13 protein-coding genes are annotated in these 15,060 nt (G+C 56.8%); 2 read left to right on the top strand and 11 right to left on the bottom strand.

The features are described 5' to 3' along the window. The first annotated feature begins 29 nt into the window (after positions 1 to 29). Positions 30 to 2,054 (top strand): sigma-54-dependent Fis family transcriptional regulator, encoded by a 2,025-nt coding sequence (locus tag QO231_RS11430; RefSeq protein WP_316776197.1) that lies wholly within the window; start codon positions 30 to 32, stop codon positions 2,052 to 2,054. A gap of 200 nt (positions 2,055 to 2,254) precedes the next feature. Here QO231_RS11430 and QO231_RS11425 read toward each other — a convergent pair whose 3' ends face one another. From QO231_RS11425 to rpoN, 10 genes are all read right to left on the bottom strand, one after another. After that, entirely contained in the window at positions 2,255 to 3,298 is a 1,044-nt protein-coding gene (locus QO231_RS11425; protein WP_316776195.1) for an NAD(P)-dependent alcohol dehydrogenase, read from the bottom strand. Between the two features lie 63 nt (positions 3,299 to 3,361). Further along, positions 3,362 to 4,999 carry a molecular chaperone GroEL gene (groEL, locus tag QO231_RS11420; protein ID WP_316776193.1) on the bottom strand — a complete coding sequence of 546 codons (1,638 nt, stop codon included), beginning with the start codon at positions 4,997 to 4,999 and terminating at the stop codon, positions 3,362 to 3,364. A 76-nt stretch (positions 5,000 to 5,075) separates the two neighbouring features. Then, positions 5,076 to 5,891, bottom strand: coding sequence for an iron-sulfur cluster assembly protein (locus QO231_RS11415; protein ID WP_316776191.1), 816 nt, complete (start codon positions 5,889 to 5,891; stop codon positions 5,076 to 5,078). A 4-nt stretch (positions 5,892 to 5,895) separates the two neighbouring features. Continuing rightward, positions 5,896 to 6,921 carry an amidohydrolase family protein gene (locus QO231_RS11410; protein WP_316776189.1) on the bottom strand — a complete coding sequence of 342 codons (1,026 nt, stop codon included), beginning with the start codon at positions 6,919 to 6,921 and terminating at the stop codon, positions 5,896 to 5,898. An 89-nt stretch (positions 6,922 to 7,010) separates the two neighbouring features. Then, positions 7,011 to 7,382, bottom strand: coding sequence for an MmoB/DmpM family protein (locus tag QO231_RS11405; RefSeq protein ID WP_316776187.1), 372 nt, complete (start codon positions 7,380 to 7,382; stop codon positions 7,011 to 7,013). Between the two features lie 18 nt (positions 7,383 to 7,400). Next, a complete protein-coding gene (locus QO231_RS11400) occupies positions 7,401 to 8,465 on the bottom strand; it encodes an aromatic/alkene monooxygenase hydroxylase subunit beta (RefSeq protein ID WP_316776185.1) in 1,065 nt (354 codons plus the stop codon). Between the two features lie 52 nt (positions 8,466 to 8,517). Next, the gene (locus tag QO231_RS11395) at positions 8,518 to 9,576 is read right to left on the bottom strand and encodes an NADH:ubiquinone reductase (Na(+)-transporting) subunit F (protein WP_316776183.1); all 1,059 of its coding nucleotides are present in this window, start codon (positions 9,574 to 9,576) and stop codon (positions 8,518 to 8,520) included. A 92-nt stretch (positions 9,577 to 9,668) separates the two neighbouring features. Then, positions 9,669 to 11,333: an aromatic/alkene/methane monooxygenase hydroxylase/oxygenase subunit alpha gene (locus QO231_RS11390; protein ID WP_316776181.1), complete on the bottom strand. Its 1,665-nt coding sequence runs from the start codon at positions 11,331 to 11,333 to the stop codon at positions 9,669 to 9,671. A 500-nt stretch (positions 11,334 to 11,833) separates the two neighbouring features. Continuing rightward, entirely contained in the window at positions 11,834 to 12,397 is a 564-nt protein-coding gene (locus QO231_RS11385; RefSeq protein ID WP_316776179.1) for a GNAT family N-acetyltransferase, read from the bottom strand. 19 nt (positions 12,398 to 12,416) lie between these two features. Continuing rightward, the gene (rpoN, locus tag QO231_RS11380) at positions 12,417 to 13,769 is read right to left on the bottom strand and encodes an RNA polymerase factor sigma-54 (RefSeq protein ID WP_316776177.1); all 1,353 of its coding nucleotides are present in this window, start codon (positions 13,767 to 13,769) and stop codon (positions 12,417 to 12,419) included. 137 nt (positions 13,770 to 13,906) lie between these two features. Here rpoN and QO231_RS11375 point away from each other — a divergent pair, with 137 nt between their 5' ends. Further along, positions 13,907 to 14,863 (top strand): hypothetical protein, encoded by a 957-nt coding sequence (locus QO231_RS11375; protein ID WP_316776176.1) that lies wholly within the window; start codon positions 13,907 to 13,909, stop codon positions 14,861 to 14,863. Here QO231_RS11375 and QO231_RS11370 read toward each other — a convergent pair. Next, the gene (locus QO231_RS11370; RefSeq protein ID WP_316776174.1) at positions 14,860 to 15,039 is read right to left on the bottom strand and encodes a hypothetical protein; all 180 of its coding nucleotides are present in this window, start codon (positions 15,037 to 15,039) and stop codon (positions 14,860 to 14,862) included. The genes QO231_RS11375 and QO231_RS11370 overlap by 4 nt on opposite strands. Positions 15,040 to 15,060: the final 21 nt, after the last annotated feature.

The raw sequence follows: 15,060 nt of genomic DNA, 5'->3' as shown, positions 1-15,060 counted from the left end.
TTTGTGGTTTCCTCACCGAAAGGTGACATATGCGAACGACCTATTTCGACGCCATGAACCGAATGAACAGACGGAAATCCTCGTCTGAAGCTGAACGCATCTCTCATGCGACGACACGTGCCTGGGAAAAATATGTGGAACGTGGACGGGCAGACGAGGAAATCGAACAATCCGTGCGGTCGGAGATATTGGAATCCTGGGCGCGTTGCACGGATTCGGGGATAAGCGCGCTGGCTGTCGCGACGCCGCAGAAGATTGGCGAGGAGGATGTCTCTGTTCTGCGCCGCAAGAACAGGTCGCTCTGTCAGGCGGCGCGAGCCGCCTTTGAGCGATTGGCACCGCACCTGACGGATTCCGGTGCGATCCTGATTCTAACCGATCAAACGGGTACTGTTATCGACGCCATTGGCGATCCCCAGACCTTGGAACTGGGGCAGGAAATCCAGTTGGAAATCGGCGGTGTCTGGGATGAGGCTGTGATTGGCACAAATGGGATCGGAACGGCGCTTCGGACCGGCAAGCCAACCTATGTGCATGCAAGCGAACATTTTTGTCAGGGTATACAATCTTGGACCTGCGCGGGTGTTCCGGTGTTCGACCCGCTGGACAGATCCATCATCGGTGTTGTCGACCTGTCCGGACCGCCCGATATCTTTCAGCCCCACAATGTGGCGCTCGTCGTGGCAGCGGCCCGTGAAATCGAGATTGCCTTGGCTGAACAGCAGCGCCAGGAACGCACGACACTCTTGGAAGCCTACATTGACTTGCCCAGAACGCATGACAGCGACGAGGCAATTGTGCTCCTGAACAGTTCCGGCCGCATTGTGTTCAGCCGGAATACCGACAAGGCATCCGACCAAAGCCGCGACAACCTGCCTATCGGTCGGCAATTACTGAACCTAAGCTCCGGTATGACGGATGGTGACCTTGCTGCGGCGCTGCCGCCCAACCTGGCTGCCACGGTGATCGACATTCTGAAATCCGGAAATGAAGTTCAGGGGGCCGCACTGATCCTGCCGGGCAAGGCGCCATCGCTGACGCGTCCCAAGCTCAAGGGTGTAACGATTAAACCCCGGGCGGGCGTTGAGGAAAGTGAAATCGTCATTATTGGCGAATGCCCGAAAATGCTGGAAGCCATCGAGTTCGCGCGCCGGGCGGCAATGGCCAATGTGACGGTTCTGGTTCAAGGTGAAACGGGGGTTGGAAAGGAACTGTTTGCGCGTCTGATTCACAGTCATCACACCAAGGAAGATGTGCCCTATGTTGCGGTGAACTGTGCTGCGATTTCTGGGGAACTGATTGGCGGAGAGCTGTTTGGCCATGTCGCCGGCGCCTTTACCGGTGCGCTGCGTGAAGGCAAATCCGGCAAGTTCGAGCAAGCCAATGGCGGCGTCCTATGTCTGGATGAAATCGGCGATATGCCCCCGGAACTGCAGACCTACCTACTGCGAACGCTTGAACAACGCGCGGTTTATCGGATCGGGTGCAACAAACGTCGACCTATTGACGTTCAGTTGATTGCCATGACCAACCGGAATCTACGTCAGGATATCGAAGCCGGCCGTTTCCGGCGCGATCTGTTCTATCGCATCGGGACGATCGTCATTGACGTGCCTCCCCTGCGTGAACGAGGCCGGGATATCGACCAGTTGGTCCAGCATTTCAATTTCACGCTTTCCACAAAATTCGAACGCGGGATTCTTGAGTTTTCTCCCGAGGCGATGGCCGCCCTGCGGACGTATCGCTGGCCGGGCAACGTAAGAGAGCTACGCAACACGATCGAGCGCCTGTGCCTGCTGCACGGGGATGGCGCTGTTGGCCTCAGCGATTTGCCAGATGAAATTTGTAACCCTCAGTCAAGTGACTTTCTGTTTGGAGGAACCCCCGCTGCGGCCACGGGGCAGATGGATTTGGATGGCATTGAATCCGTTGCCATTCAGCGCGCCATAGGTCGGGAGAACGGGAACTTGACCAAAGTTGCCCTGACGCTGGGAATATCACGCCCGACTTTGTACCGGAAAATCCGACAGTACAATCTGGACCGTGGAAAATAGATGTGGCGGTCAGGTTGAACCCTGCCGCCACCTGGAGCGCCTCGCGTTTGACCTGCGTCAGCTGGTTTCACCCGACGCCTTGGATCTATGATCACAGGCAGCGTTCGGTGAGTCAGGTTTGTCGCGAAACGCCTTGAACGGACCAGGGCTGTTGCGAAAGACGCATGTCACCTCTGGTCCAGGTTCAAGCAAAGCCGTGCTCAGGGCACAATCACCCCGCGGCCAGTGAACCGTCGGCTTTTGAAATCGTCGATGGCCTGATTGATGTTGGCGAGCGAGTATTCAGTCTGGTGCATCTTGACCAGCCCATCCGCGTTCAGTTCCATCAGCTCGACCAGTTCGGTGTAGTCTCCAACCAGACTGCCGCCGATCTTGATCTCGTTGACGACCAATTCGACCGTCGGAACTTCGATCGTGCCGCCATACCCGACCACGATCAGCTCGCCTCCCTGCCGCAGCAGTTTCCAGCAGACATTCTCGACGCCTAGTTCACCGACAAAATCGATGACCACATGGCTGCCGCCGCCGGTTGCATCCATGACTTTTTCGATCAAGTCTCCGTCGCCGTTGATGACGACATCGGCCCCCAGATCCTTGGCCAAGGCCAGTGCTCCGGGTTCGCGGTCAATCGCGATGACGCGCGCGCCGCACAGGTGTTTCAGGCACTGGATCGCAATGTGTCCGAGGCCACCCACGCCCAGGACGGTGACGTAGGCTCCGGGATAGACCAGCGCGGCGGCGCGTTTCGCCGCACGGTAGGCGGTGATCCCCGCATCGGCCATTGGCGCGACCTCCAGCGGCGTGACATTCGTATTCAGTTTGATCAGCGAGCTTTCGTTGGTGATGAAATACTCGGCAAATCCGCCGTCTAGGCCCAAACCGGGAAACAGACCGTGGTCGCAGTACATATCGTGGCCATACCGGCAGTTCAGACAAATGCCACAGCTTCGATGCGGATGACAAATCACCGCGTCGCCCGGTTTGATCGAGGTAACATTGCTGCCAACGTCCTCGACCCAACCGGCATTTTCATGCCCCATGACATAGGGCAAGAGGCTGCCCTCGGTATCCATGATGTCTTTCCAGACACCTTCGATGATGTGAAGGTCGGTGCGGCACAAACCTGCCGCCCCCACTTTGACGATCACTTCATCAGCCGAGTTGATCGTCGGTGCTGCCACCTCTTCAATCTTCAACTCAACATTCATGGCCGGATCGTATTCGTATAACCGTGCGGCTTTCATGTTTCGCTCCTTCTGGTTCAGATCTTGTTCCGGTTCGGCTGCGCTGCCGAACCGTGTTTGGGATTACGGGCGCCCCAAAAGCTCGGCACCGCCGCCCAGGGCAGGACCTTCGGTTGGGTCGGCCTCGCCTTCGGCCAGATCGCCCACCAAGGTTTCTGTCGTCAGGATCAGCGTGGCCACAGATGCCGCATTTACCAACGCGCTGGCGGTCACCCGCGCGGGATCAATGATCCCTGCCTGGAACATGTCGCGGAACTCACCGCCCGAGGCGTCATATCCGTACCCCGGTTGCGCCGAGATGACCGAAGCCACCACCGCGCAGGGGTCGGCGCCGGCGTTGCTGGCGATGCGCTCCATCGGGCGGGTGAGAACCGACCGGACCAGATCGACCCCTTTGCAGACGTCGCCTTCGTTGTCCGAGACAAGATCATCCAGCACCGCGCCGATCTGGGCCAGCGCCGTGCCGCCACCCGCGACCACGCCATCTTCGGCAGCGGCTTGAACAGCACAAAGCGAATCCTCGATCAGCTGTATCTTGCGCTTTTGCTCTACCGGAGTGAAACCGCCCGCGTAGATCACCGCAGTACCGCCGGACAACTTGGAAAGCCGCTCTCGCAGTTTGTCCTGTTCGATATTGGGTGGGGCGACATCGTGTTGACGCTGCACCTGATCGCGCCGCGCCCTGATCGCTGATGGCTCGCCCTCACCACGAATGATGCTGGTCAGTGATGCGCTGACCTTGGCCTTCTGAGCGCCACCAAGTTGTTCAAGTGTGACGTTTTCAATCTTCTTGCCCAAATCGCGCGCAAGCACTTCACCACCGGTGAGTATCGCCAGGTCATCCATCATTGCCGAACGCCAATGGCCATATTCCGGCGGGTGAACAATCAGGTACTTGCCCGCGCCGCCTTCGTTCATCAACGAAATCACCACTTCGGGGGCGATCTCTTCCGCGACGATCAGCAACGGGCGGTTTTCGCGACTGGCTATATCGCGCGCGTTCTGCAAGATATCGGGATGCAGGATTTTCTGATCGGACAACAGGATCAGCGGGTTCTCAAGAACCGCCTCCATGTTGTCGCGGTCCGTGACCATGTGATGCGAAATATATCCCCGTTCAAAGGACATTCCCTCGACCACTTCAAGGGTCGTGTCGATGGTCACGGAAAAATCAGTGGTTATCACGCCTTCCTTGCCGACCCGGCCGTAGGCTTCGGCCACGAGTGATCCCAGTTCAGGATCGGTGGCCGACACACGCGCAACGGCTGTCAAAAAGTCAGTGTTTTCGTCACAGGAGCGTGCACTCTCATCCAACTCCTGAATGATGCGCTCTACCGCGAGGTCGATCCCCTTGCACAAATCAACCGGCTTGACGCCCTGCTCGGTGATCCTCACACCCTGCTGGATCAGGGCATTGGCCAATACGATCGCCGTGGTTGTTCCGTCACCGGCCACCTCGTTTGTCTGCATCGATACCTCGCGCACGACCTGCGCGCCCATGTTTTCGAACCGATCCGGCAATTCAATCTCCGAGGCGATTGACACCCCATCGCGGGTCACTAGTGGGGTGCCGATCGGGCGATCGATCATGGCGTTCAGGCCCTTGGGGCCAAGGGTGGGCTCGACCGCTGCTGCGAGTTGTGCCACGCCCCGCGCAAGCGCCTGACGCGCAGTTCCGTTATGTATGAGAAGTTTGGCCATGATGCTCTCCCTGCCAGGACGTGTATGCCTGGACACTTTGTTTGATGAAGTCTGAGACGCCCGTGTTTGTGATTGGCTAGGTGGTCACTCCGGATTTGCCGCCCGCACCCTTCGGGGGCACGCGGTGCAGAATGAAATCGATCAATGTTGGCCCGTCCTTGCCGATCTCGACTTCTTTGTAGCGGGTCGATTGCAAGCCCCGGCACAGCGCTCCGCTGAACTCCATATTGATGCGGACGCCGCGCAGAGTGGCGAGATAGCCTCTCAATCCGTCGATGGTCAGCCGGTCACCTTCCCAGGTCACAAACGCCGGATCGTGAAGGCCAGTAGCCAGGCCCCGCGACACCAAGAGCGATCTGTATCTGGGTTTCTGCTTGGCTTCTTCGCAGCCTGTGAAATGGACCGCATCAAGGGTTTCAAGCGTCATGTTCACGATGTCTGCGCCCGAATACCCCTTGGCTTCCAGCCCCAGCAAAACGGTCTCCTGGCGCCGGATGAAGGCCTTTTCCAGGAACTTCAGACGCACCGCATCGAGATTCTCGCCGTCGCAGTAGTCGGCAAAGACATCTGAAAATTCGTGATTTCCGTTGACGCCATCATTTACGCGATCCGCGAAACAGTGATCGTTCAGCGTCACGTTGACATGGTTCACCCAGGGCAGAGTTGAGACCGCACTGCGAATGTCGAACGCCATGAGGAAGGCAAAATTCGGCGAACACCAGTAGGTAGGAAGCCGAAACTCGACTTCCACCCTTTTTTGCTGTGGGTCTACCGAGATGCGCTCGATAAAACCCATGTCTGTCACAGGTTCATCAAGCTCGGGGTCGGTGACATGCTCCAGGCATTCCCAGACCGCGTTTGCCTGTTCAGTTTCCTGGAGTTTCAGGAACATCGCGCTACTCCGCCGCGATCTGAACGGGAGCAGCGTTCAGCTGTTTCTTCTTGGCTTCGACATCGATGTTGTACATCTTGGCCGCATTCAGACCGAGGATTTTTTCCTTGACTTCATCGGTCAACTGCACGCCGACGCGTTCTGCCGAAATGTCTTCGTGGATCTGGAACTCCCAGAACTTTTCGACCAGCCATTGCGGCGTCCAGATCGCATAGTCGGACCCGAACAGGATCTTGTCCTCGCCGATCCAGAACAGCAATTCCGCCATCACTTCGGCGAAATACCGAGGGCGTGTATGGATAAACGGCATGACCACGGCCAAACCGGCATAGACGTTGGTTTCCTGCGTCGCGATCCAGCAGAAATCATCCAGCCGCGGCAATCCGCAATGCTCGATAATCCAGTTCAGGTTCTGGAAGTCGGTGGCCGCGTAATCCACATCGTGAACGTCAAATGCGTCCTTGTTCAGCGGAATGATCGTCGGGCCCTTGTGGACATGGATGTTCTTGATGCCGAGCTTGTCGCAAAGTTCGAAACACTTGTAGGCGGCCGGGTCGTTCAGCGCCCAACCCTTGCTCTCTCCGTTCCATTCGGCGGTGTACATTTTCACGCCCTGGATATCGAATTCTTCTTTCATGTAATGGATGTATTCCAGCGCCTTTTCCCCATCGCGCGGGTCGAAGGAGCCGTTCACGATGAAGCGTTCGGGATGGCGGGCCGCCATCGAGGTGCTGCGTTCGATGCTGGAGAACCCGTTCTTGTAGAAATCCCGCAGGTAGGTCGACTGGATGATCGCTACATCATCCGGCCCGTCGATGAACAGGTCACGGTATACATCATCTTCGGAGTACTTCTCGAACCGCCCCTTTTCCCATAGCTGTTCGGGGGGGCTCAGGTTGGTGTGATAGGCGTAAAAGCAATCAATGAACTGCTTGCCATGGATGTTGCTTTGGTTCTCGGGGCTGCCATCCCAGAAATGGGTATGGCCGTCGACGATGAAGACTTCCTTGCCATCTTTCGTAATGAACATATTGCTCCTCCTAAGGTCGTCAGAGTTGTGGGTCGATGAAGAATGCGGTGTGCCCCCGGACCTGGGTCCGAGAGCGAAAACGGATGTGGTTACTCGACGAATTCGAGTACATCATCCATGTTGCCGAACAGAACGACGGTGTTGTCATCAACCCGCACCATCCGCCCATAGTGGGTGGATGTGTTCACCTCGAAGGTCTCCGCCGTCATCTCACGGCCCAGAAACTCGCTGATCTCGTCCATCTGGAAGACCAGCTTGCCTTCGCCATCAATGCGGATCGTTGCCGGGTTATGAGTGATCGTCACTTTCGGATCTTCATTCATGAATTCGGCAATCGCCCGCGCCTCGACCGAGTCGTTCATGGTCACGCCGCACTGATGTGAGATGGTTTGCTCGAACGTGATATCCTTCATCGATTTGAAGATGTTCGTATTTGTCGCGTCACGCGCTATATCTGACATAAAAATTGCTCCCTTGGATTAGCGGTTCAGGCCCAGTTCACTCAGGATCTGACCGATGCGCTCATGCGACACGGCTTTGACATCCTCGAATGACACGGGTTTGGAATGCGGCTGCGACCAGATGGGTTGAAGCCCCTGAGCGGCCTTGTCAGCCAAGGCACCATGTTTGTTGACCCAGGACTGGAACAGCGCCTTGTTATGTGCGCCGTGCTGTTCGTCATTCGCCAACAGGAACATCAGATCGATGGTGTTGGCCAGATTGCGCTCGTAGTCGGCTTCGGCTGCAGAAATCACCGGCGGAGTGATGAAATCGTTGTTCGCGGCAGCCGCCTGCATCAGGAAGCCAGAGCGGAACAATTCACCCACCAGCGGTTCAAAGATCAGGTTGATGGCGAAGTACTGCTCCAGGTAATCCTCGGAGCCCATGATCGATTCAATGGCTTCGCGGGCCGGCTGCCAGATGGGATCTTCCAGCCAGGTCTTCTTACCCAACTCGTCATCCCAGCCTTCAATATCCATACCGATCTCGGCCAGATACAAGGTGATGTCCTGTGCCAGACGCAACTTGTAGGATGAGTTGGTCAAGGTCGCGTTGTTGATCATCTGGGTATAGCCATAGCGCTGCGCCTGCATCAGCGACGTGCCCAGACCGAACTCGGCATGTTTCCAGGCACCAAGATGGGTCTGCAGGATGCGGTTCCAGGACTTGTCAAACGCCGAGTGCGCGCCGGCTTTGCGGGCGTTGGCGATCACCGATTGGACCATCGTACAAATCTTGGACTGTCGCTGGTAGTGGGTGCGTTCCCATTCCTGGTCGGGGGCGCGGAAGGCATGCCAGTTCGAACTCAGTGCCTGTGTGAACTCTTTCTGATACGCGCCACCGCCCTTGCCGCCATCGAACTCGATGATCCAGTTCTGGATCAGATAGCGTTCGGGATCGGGTTGCACGTCAACCGTGACATCCTCGTAATGCGTGGCGCGTTTGCCGCGCGGTTCGTAGTAGTTGTATTTGCGGCTGTTCGATCCGACAAACGTGGCTGCACCCGCAGCGCCAGACCCGACAGAACTTGATGTAGCTACCATTGTAGCCTCCCATTATTGGTTTCATTCACATGACTAGCGATCAGCCCAAGCATCAGTGGGCCGATGAACCGGAAGTCGGTGTGAACTTGTCGTAGAAGATGCGGTCCAGTTCGAAATCGTTCATGAACAGCACAGGCGTAAGCGCATCGATCATCGGCGGGGGGCCACAGGCATAAACGTCCCCGTCCCCGTCGATGTCCATTTCCTTGAGCCGACGATCGACACATTCATGTACAAAGCCGCGCTCGCCGGTCCAGGTGTCGTCGTCATCTGCGTGGCTGAGCACAGGGACAAATTCGAGCGACGGGTTTGACTTGATCAACGCGTCAATCTCGTCAAGCTTGAACAGGTCATCCTGTCCACGGGCGCCGTAAAAAAACAGGATCGGGCGATCTTCACCGCTTACCAGTTGATCGTGAAGGATCGACCGCACCGGCGACATCCCTGATCCCGCACCCACGAGAATTACCGGTCCTTTTCGGTCTTCGCGTCGGAAGCACATTCCGTAGGGTCCTCTGATCTTGACCTTGGCGTCTTGCTTGATCCCTCCGGCGTCGAGTTCGTTTGAGAATCTTCCGTCCGGGAATTTTTTGATGATGAACGAGAGTTTTTGGGCTTCGCTCGGCGGATTTGCCATGGAGAACGAGCGTGTAATCTCCTCCCCCGTTTCGGTGGTGACCGTGATGTCGACATATTGCCCCGCCCAAAACTTGAGAGGTGTGTCTATTTCGATTTCGACGCCCCGGATGTCATGGGTCAGCTTTTCGAAGCTGACAATGCGACCGTCGAAGTCTCTCACCGGAATGGCCTTGGATAGGAGCTCTTCGTCGAAGTTCAGCAACTCGATCTCGACATCGCTATAGGCCAGCGTGCGGCACATCAGAATATGCCCGCTTTCGCGTTCAAAATCGTTGAGTGCGAACGTCGAGTATTTCAACAACTCGGTTTCGCCATCGAGCCGGATACATTTGCAGGCGGAACACTGGCCTTCCTTGCAGCCATGAGGCAGCGCAATGCCCTGGCGGAATGCGGCGTCGAGGATGGTTTCATCTTCTTCCACCTCGAACTCAACACCGACCGGTTCCAGCCTAACGTTGTAAACGTCACCCATATCTTCCATCTCCCCAAGCGCCAGAAATCCTTCTGGTCACCGTATTGTATTCAGATGCACAGGCCGCCGAGCGGCCTGTGCTTGTTTGTTGATCAGTTGCAGGGATTGATTGTGAAACCGGCGCGATACTCGGCCAGATGCGTTTCGCGTTCTGCATCCGACATGCCACGCAGAGCGTTGAGCGGTGAACCCAGCGTGTGACCGCGCACGTCATCAAGCGTCCACATGTCCTTGTTGTCAAAGCGCAGATGCGGCTGTGGCACCAGGGTCTTGCCGTCTTCGCGGACAAAGTTGAGATCGGTGATGGCATCCGCCAGATCCCAGCCGTCATACAGCGTTTCCCATTCGCGCTTGCCCGAGAACTTGCCCATGGCAGGAGTCGGACGGCCCTGGTATTCGTCGGCGAATGCCTCGACAGCGGTCCAACGATCCAGTTCATGCGCAAAGGTGTGAAGCTGACCGTCGATTTCATCGACAACCATGTCCTCCCGGATCAGGCAGGGCACCAGGCACGACCAGCAGCGATGCGGATAGACGTAACCCACTTCTTCGTTGAAGGTGATGACCTTCTGGCCAGGCACGCTCAGCTTGGCATACCATTTCCAGAAGTCGCCGAATTCGGCGTACCAGCCCGGATACTTGTGCTCGAACCACTCGAAGTCTTTCTCGGTCTGAGCTTCGATCCGCCAGAAATTCACCGGCCAACCAACCGCGAAGAACTGGGCAACCTTGTGCACATAGTTTTTTTCGGTGATCCGCTTCCAGGCTTCGTGCACATCGTCGTGGTGCACTTTGACGCCGTATTTTTCGAGCGGCAGCATGTAGGTCCGATAGTAGTCTTCAAAGATCCAGCGGTGCCACATTTCCGCGTAGGATTCCTTGTCTTTGTCGCGGTTGGTGGTGCCGTACTCGATGAAGGTACCGATTGCCGCATCGACAATGGCGTGGTTCTGCCAGAACGCATAGCGCAGATCGCGCTCAAGCAGCAGATGGTTTTCAGGCTCTTTCAGCGCCGCCATCAGCAGCGAATGCCCGTTGCCGATGTGGCGACTTTCGTCGGACTGGACCGACAGGAACACGGTCGGCAGCGCATAGTCGCCGTTGCGGGCGGCCTCGGACGGCATCGCGACGAACAGCGTGTTGGTGAATGCGGTTTCCGCAACGACGGTCAGGTACATGCACGCGGCGGTCATCGTGTCGCCGGTCAGGAACCCTTCACCGAACTGACGGCCAATGGTTGTCGCATAGCATTTGCCAAAGGCTTCTTCGGTGATATCGAACCCGGCCGGGTCGATGTAGTTTTCCATGTACCATTTCTTGAGGTTCATCTGGATCGTGGAGTGCCGGAACTCATCAACCATCTGCATGGTGAAACCGGTGCGCAGGTCTTCACCGGGGGCCAGTCGGGCCACCATTGCCATCGATCGCGCGGCCGAGATTTCCGGGAACGGGATGATCGCCAGGAACAGCTTCATCCACTCGATCCAGCGTGGCTCGACATTGCGGAACATGTCGCCGCGAAGCGCCGCATCCAACGCACCATAAACCCGATTGTCCTTTTCTTCTTCCATCGGGAAATACGACCGCAGGACCTGCTTCATCGGATCGCGCGGCGCTTTGGTGATCTTGTAGTCTGTCGGGAAGGTATTGGCTTCCTGCACATAGGTGGGATTCCATCCAAGGTCGGATATTTTCTTGGTGGCTTCACCCACCGAGATACCCCGTTGGGAGGTTATTTTGTTTAGCGTTATCGCCATGCCATGAGCCTCCTTTAGCTCTGACCGGTTTACCGGTCCGTTGGAGGCAGCAAGTGCTGCCAGTTCACTCGACCCGGCCCCGCCAGCCAACGAATGTTGCGGCGGTAAGCTCCGGTCGATCGGATCACGGCAAAGGTTTGAAAGCGTACAGCACTGCTTCAAACGGAGGAGAGATAAAGATCCCTCCAGGCTCGATGCGGTTCTTCACTCCCTGTTCCTTCGTTCTTGGTGGTTCCCGTTTTCGGAAACGCGGCGTTATGCACACTTACGTGCAAGTGCCGTGCCAGAACGCGCAGAGAGAGACCAAAAAAGAGGTCGCCTGATGAGGTGTAATCGCAAGTATTTGATTTGTATGAGATATTCGAGTACACTTTTGTGAAAAAGATCAAGACCAAAGGCGATCATGCAATTGCAACCGATCCGCCGCGACGCTAGGTTGTTGCAATACTTTACACTTTTTTACACCAAGAAGCGTGTTACACCGCATGTTACACTCTCGCTCAGAGGTCCCTCGGGCGCGGGTTCGGACCAACTTTCCGGAATTGATCCTGACCTGAAACGCAAAGCTGAAATCGCAGAAATTCGACCGCATGCCCATGCGCGAACGAAAACCGCCGGAAACGCTCGGTAGTGCGTCTGAAGCCGAGCCGGGTCAGAAAAGCTGCGGCGGTCTTGTTTTCAAACATGCAACACGCATTCACGACGCCGGTGTCATCTGGAAGCTGATCGAGAAAGCTGCGTACGGCCCACAGTCCCAGGCCCCGTTGGTGAAATGCACGCTTGATCCAGAAGGACAGCTCTGTTCCCAGACTGATGACGCCCACAGGGTTGCCATCGACACAGACAACACGCGCGAATACATCCGGGTCACAGAGGAAATCCAGATATCGCTGGTAGTCCACTGGATCGCCCGGAAGCGAAAAAGCCGCAAGCCAGCGCGCCAGTTCCGGATCCCAGAGTGCTTCGGTGATGGCCGATGCGTCCGACGGGCACATGCGGCGCAGCGATGGGTATTGTACATTGGGGACAATGCCGGTGTCTTCAGGGTCTGAAAGGTCAATCATGTCAGACGCCCGAGCAATGCTATCCATCACGACCAGAGCGTCGCAGATCTCCGCGTCGGCAACCGTCTGCCACGCGTACATGCGCCGTCAATTCGGACAATTTGGCATTCTTGCGCCGAATGCCGGGCGCTTCCAGACCAAGGGAATGTCGGTACTTGGTAATGGTACGCCGCGAAACTTCAATCCCGGCATTCTGGAGCAGGGCGGTGATTTTCCGATCACTGAGGGGTGCGTTCTTGTCTTCATCCGCGATCAGAGTTTTGATCATCTGCAGGGCCACGTGTCTGGTTTTGGGTTGGTCACACATCGAAACCGGGCTGCAAAACAAGGATTTCGCCTTGATATTACCCAAAGGACACTGAATCGTGAGTCCCGATACAATGCGGCTTACGGTGGCTTCGCTGACACTGACATCGTCTGCAATGTCACCCATTCGCATCGGACAAAGTGCCGTGTATCCATGTGCCAGAAAATCGCGTTGGCGTGTGAAAATGGCGGCAACCACCAGCAACGTCGTCGATCTTCGCATCTCGACAGCGGTTCGCAGTGCCTTGGCTTCACGAACCAGTTCAATCAACTCAGCACGGTGTGGCGATTGCGTTTGCCCGTTCACGCCGAATGCAGGCGACATGCGGATGGTCGGGAAACTGGACCGGCTCAGCTCAAAACTCAGACCCTGGTCGGTGACGCTCACCAATACATCGCTGGCTGTTTGCGTGACCGTGTCAAAACTGAACGCTTGGCCCGGCTTGGGGTCCATTCTGCGGATGTGCTCCAGCCGCTTGGCCAGGCTCTGCGGGTCAGTGTTCAGTCGCCGCGCCAGCTTTGGCAGTTCATGCGTCAACAGGAGATCCAGATGTGTGATCAAGGCTGCCATCACTTCATCAAGCAACCCCCGGTCCATTGCCTGAAGCCGCAGGCATTCCTTCAGGTCACGGGCAAACACGCCTGCCGGTTCCAGCGTCTGCAACTGACCAAGCACGCGTTCGCAATCGGCAGGGTCGAAACCGCTTGTCTGGGCGAGATGTTCAACCGGCACGGCAAGCCAGCCATTGGGGTCAACTTCCTCCAGGAACACCAGCGCGACCCGCATGTCCGTGTCATTGTCAAAGACCAGCGGAAACTGACAGGCGAGGTGGCGATAGAGGCTGGTGCGGGTATCGCTGGGAATCTCCCGCTCGGTCCAGACGTCTTTCGATGTGCCTGTCCCCTGTACCCCTCGATCAATGTCGACAAAGGGATTGCGCTCAACCGTTGTTGCCAGATGCTCTTGTAATTCCAGCCCGTTCATCCGCATCACCTTTGCGGTCTGCATCATCGCATGGTTCAGCGTTCCGGTCTGTCGGATCAGATGTGTGTAGGCTGACTTCATGCCGCTTCGCGCGCTGAGATTGTTGACAACGCAATGTGGAATATCCGACGCTCAAGCCATCCAACCGGGTATCCTGGCCAATGCCCGTCGTCGGATCGCTGACTGTTTTGACCTTTCTCATCAGGATTGACGTAGCCATGACGACCAGTTTTGCCGCTCCGGCATTCGTGCCATTCGATGCCCGTTATCCCGGTGTATCGCCGCAACTGTTGGCGCGCACCCGGCAGATGTGGTCGGCGGGCAGGCTGGATCTGGACGAGGTGTGGCACAAGACAATCGGACGCTTTCGCGGCAGCCAGACCATCGGCAACTGGAACCTTGCAGCAGATAGCGGTCCCATTGACCAGTTTCTCATGTTCGAGCAGGCGGCCATCTGGGTTGCGTCGCTGAATGCCACCGCGGCAATGGCGGTCGACAGACCACACACCATGCTGACCAATCCGCAGTGGCGTGCCCTGCACGCTCTGACGTTCCGGATGATTGAACAACTGGACGCGATCAGGTTGCTGTTCCTGACCGGATTGCCGACGCCGTCGCTGCAGATAGCGCGCAGCATTTCCGAAGACATCGACATGGCGCTGGCGTTCGTGTCCCGACCAAAACTGGCGGCACGGTTCATCGATTGTGCGACCATCGAAGAGGCCAATGAATTCTGGCGCCGGCACATCGCCGGTGGGCGGGCCTTCAAAGCGGTGAGCGAACAGCTTTATCGCGCAGGTCTGGAATTTGATCAGTCCGGAGAGTATGCGGCCTGGCGCAAGAATGTTAAGGCGATCCTTGGCACGGCAGTACATTCTGCCTATCGCTCGCCCGAACCGATGGGTGCTCTTCGGTCCGCCGGGCCAGACCGCAAAACCAGCGATTGCCTCTATTTTGTTACTCTTCGGTTGCAGGAAATGTGCGCCTATTCGCATGTGTTGACCAAGGACTTCGGCGAGGATCTGGAGGCAATCCGCCATGCCAGACAACCGAATTCCGAAGACGATCTGGGGTGCCTGACAGCGCGAATTTCCAAGATCACCGTGGAACAGCTGCGCTGGACACTGGCAACGGGTGATGTCCAGGATGTCGCCGTGTCGCCTCAATTGCACTAGTGTTCCATTTGCTGCTGGGGGCCATCTTGCCCACGAGCGAGCCACTGCGCAGCCATGATCAGGGCACCCATGGCAAAGTCCTTGCCATGCTCTTCAACCATCTCCGCGGAAATATCCGAAAGCTGACCAAAGAACTTGTCTTTGCTCAACTCCTCAGGTGTCAATTTGTCGGCCATAACGTCTCTCCTTCATCGGGT

Source organism: Sedimentitalea todarodis, from assembly GCF_032595355.1.
GTDB classification, from domain to species: domain Bacteria; phylum Pseudomonadota; class Alphaproteobacteria; order Rhodobacterales; family Rhodobacteraceae; genus Sedimentitalea; species Sedimentitalea todarodis.
The sequence above is the reverse complement of the archived record's forward strand: the minus strand, read 5'-3'. Positions and strand labels throughout refer to the sequence as shown.

Coding starts and splice junctions, on each gene's coding strand:
- QO231_RS11430 (WP_316776197.1), top strand. CDS start 30: ATGCGAACGACCTATTTCGACGCCATGAACCGAATGAACAGACGGAAA.
- QO231_RS11425 (WP_316776195.1), bottom strand. CDS start 3,298: ATGAAAGCCGCACGGTTATACGAATACGATCCGGCCATGAATGTTGAG.
- groEL (WP_316776193.1), bottom strand. CDS start 4,999: ATGGCCAAACTTCTCATACATAACGGAACTGCGCGTCAGGCGCTTGCG.
- QO231_RS11415 (WP_316776191.1), bottom strand. CDS start 5,891: ATGTTCCTGAAACTCCAGGAAACTGAACAGGCAAACGCGGTCTGGGAA.
- QO231_RS11410 (WP_316776189.1), bottom strand. CDS start 6,921: ATGTTCATTACGAAAGATGGCAAGGAAGTCTTCATCGTCGACGGCCAT.
- QO231_RS11405 (WP_316776187.1), bottom strand. CDS start 7,382: ATGTCAGATATAGCGCGTGACGCGACAAATACGAACATCTTCAAATCG.
- QO231_RS11400 (WP_316776185.1), bottom strand. CDS start 8,465: ATGGTAGCTACATCAAGTTCTGTCGGGTCTGGCGCTGCGGGTGCAGCC.
- QO231_RS11395 (WP_316776183.1), bottom strand. CDS start 9,576: ATGGGTGACGTTTACAACGTTAGGCTGGAACCGGTCGGTGTTGAGTTC.
- QO231_RS11390 (WP_316776181.1), bottom strand. CDS start 11,333: ATGGCGATAACGCTAAACAAAATAACCTCCCAACGGGGTATCTCGGTG.
- QO231_RS11385 (WP_316776179.1), bottom strand. CDS start 12,397: ATGATTGACCTTTCAGACCCTGAAGACACCGGCATTGTCCCCAATGTA.
- rpoN (WP_316776177.1), bottom strand. CDS start 13,769: ATGAAGTCAGCCTACACACATCTGATCCGACAGACCGGAACGCTGAAC.
- QO231_RS11375 (WP_316776176.1), top strand. CDS start 13,907: ATGACGACCAGTTTTGCCGCTCCGGCATTCGTGCCATTCGATGCCCGT.
- QO231_RS11370 (WP_316776174.1), bottom strand. CDS start 15,039: ATGGCCGACAAATTGACACCTGAGGAGTTGAGCAAAGACAAGTTCTTT.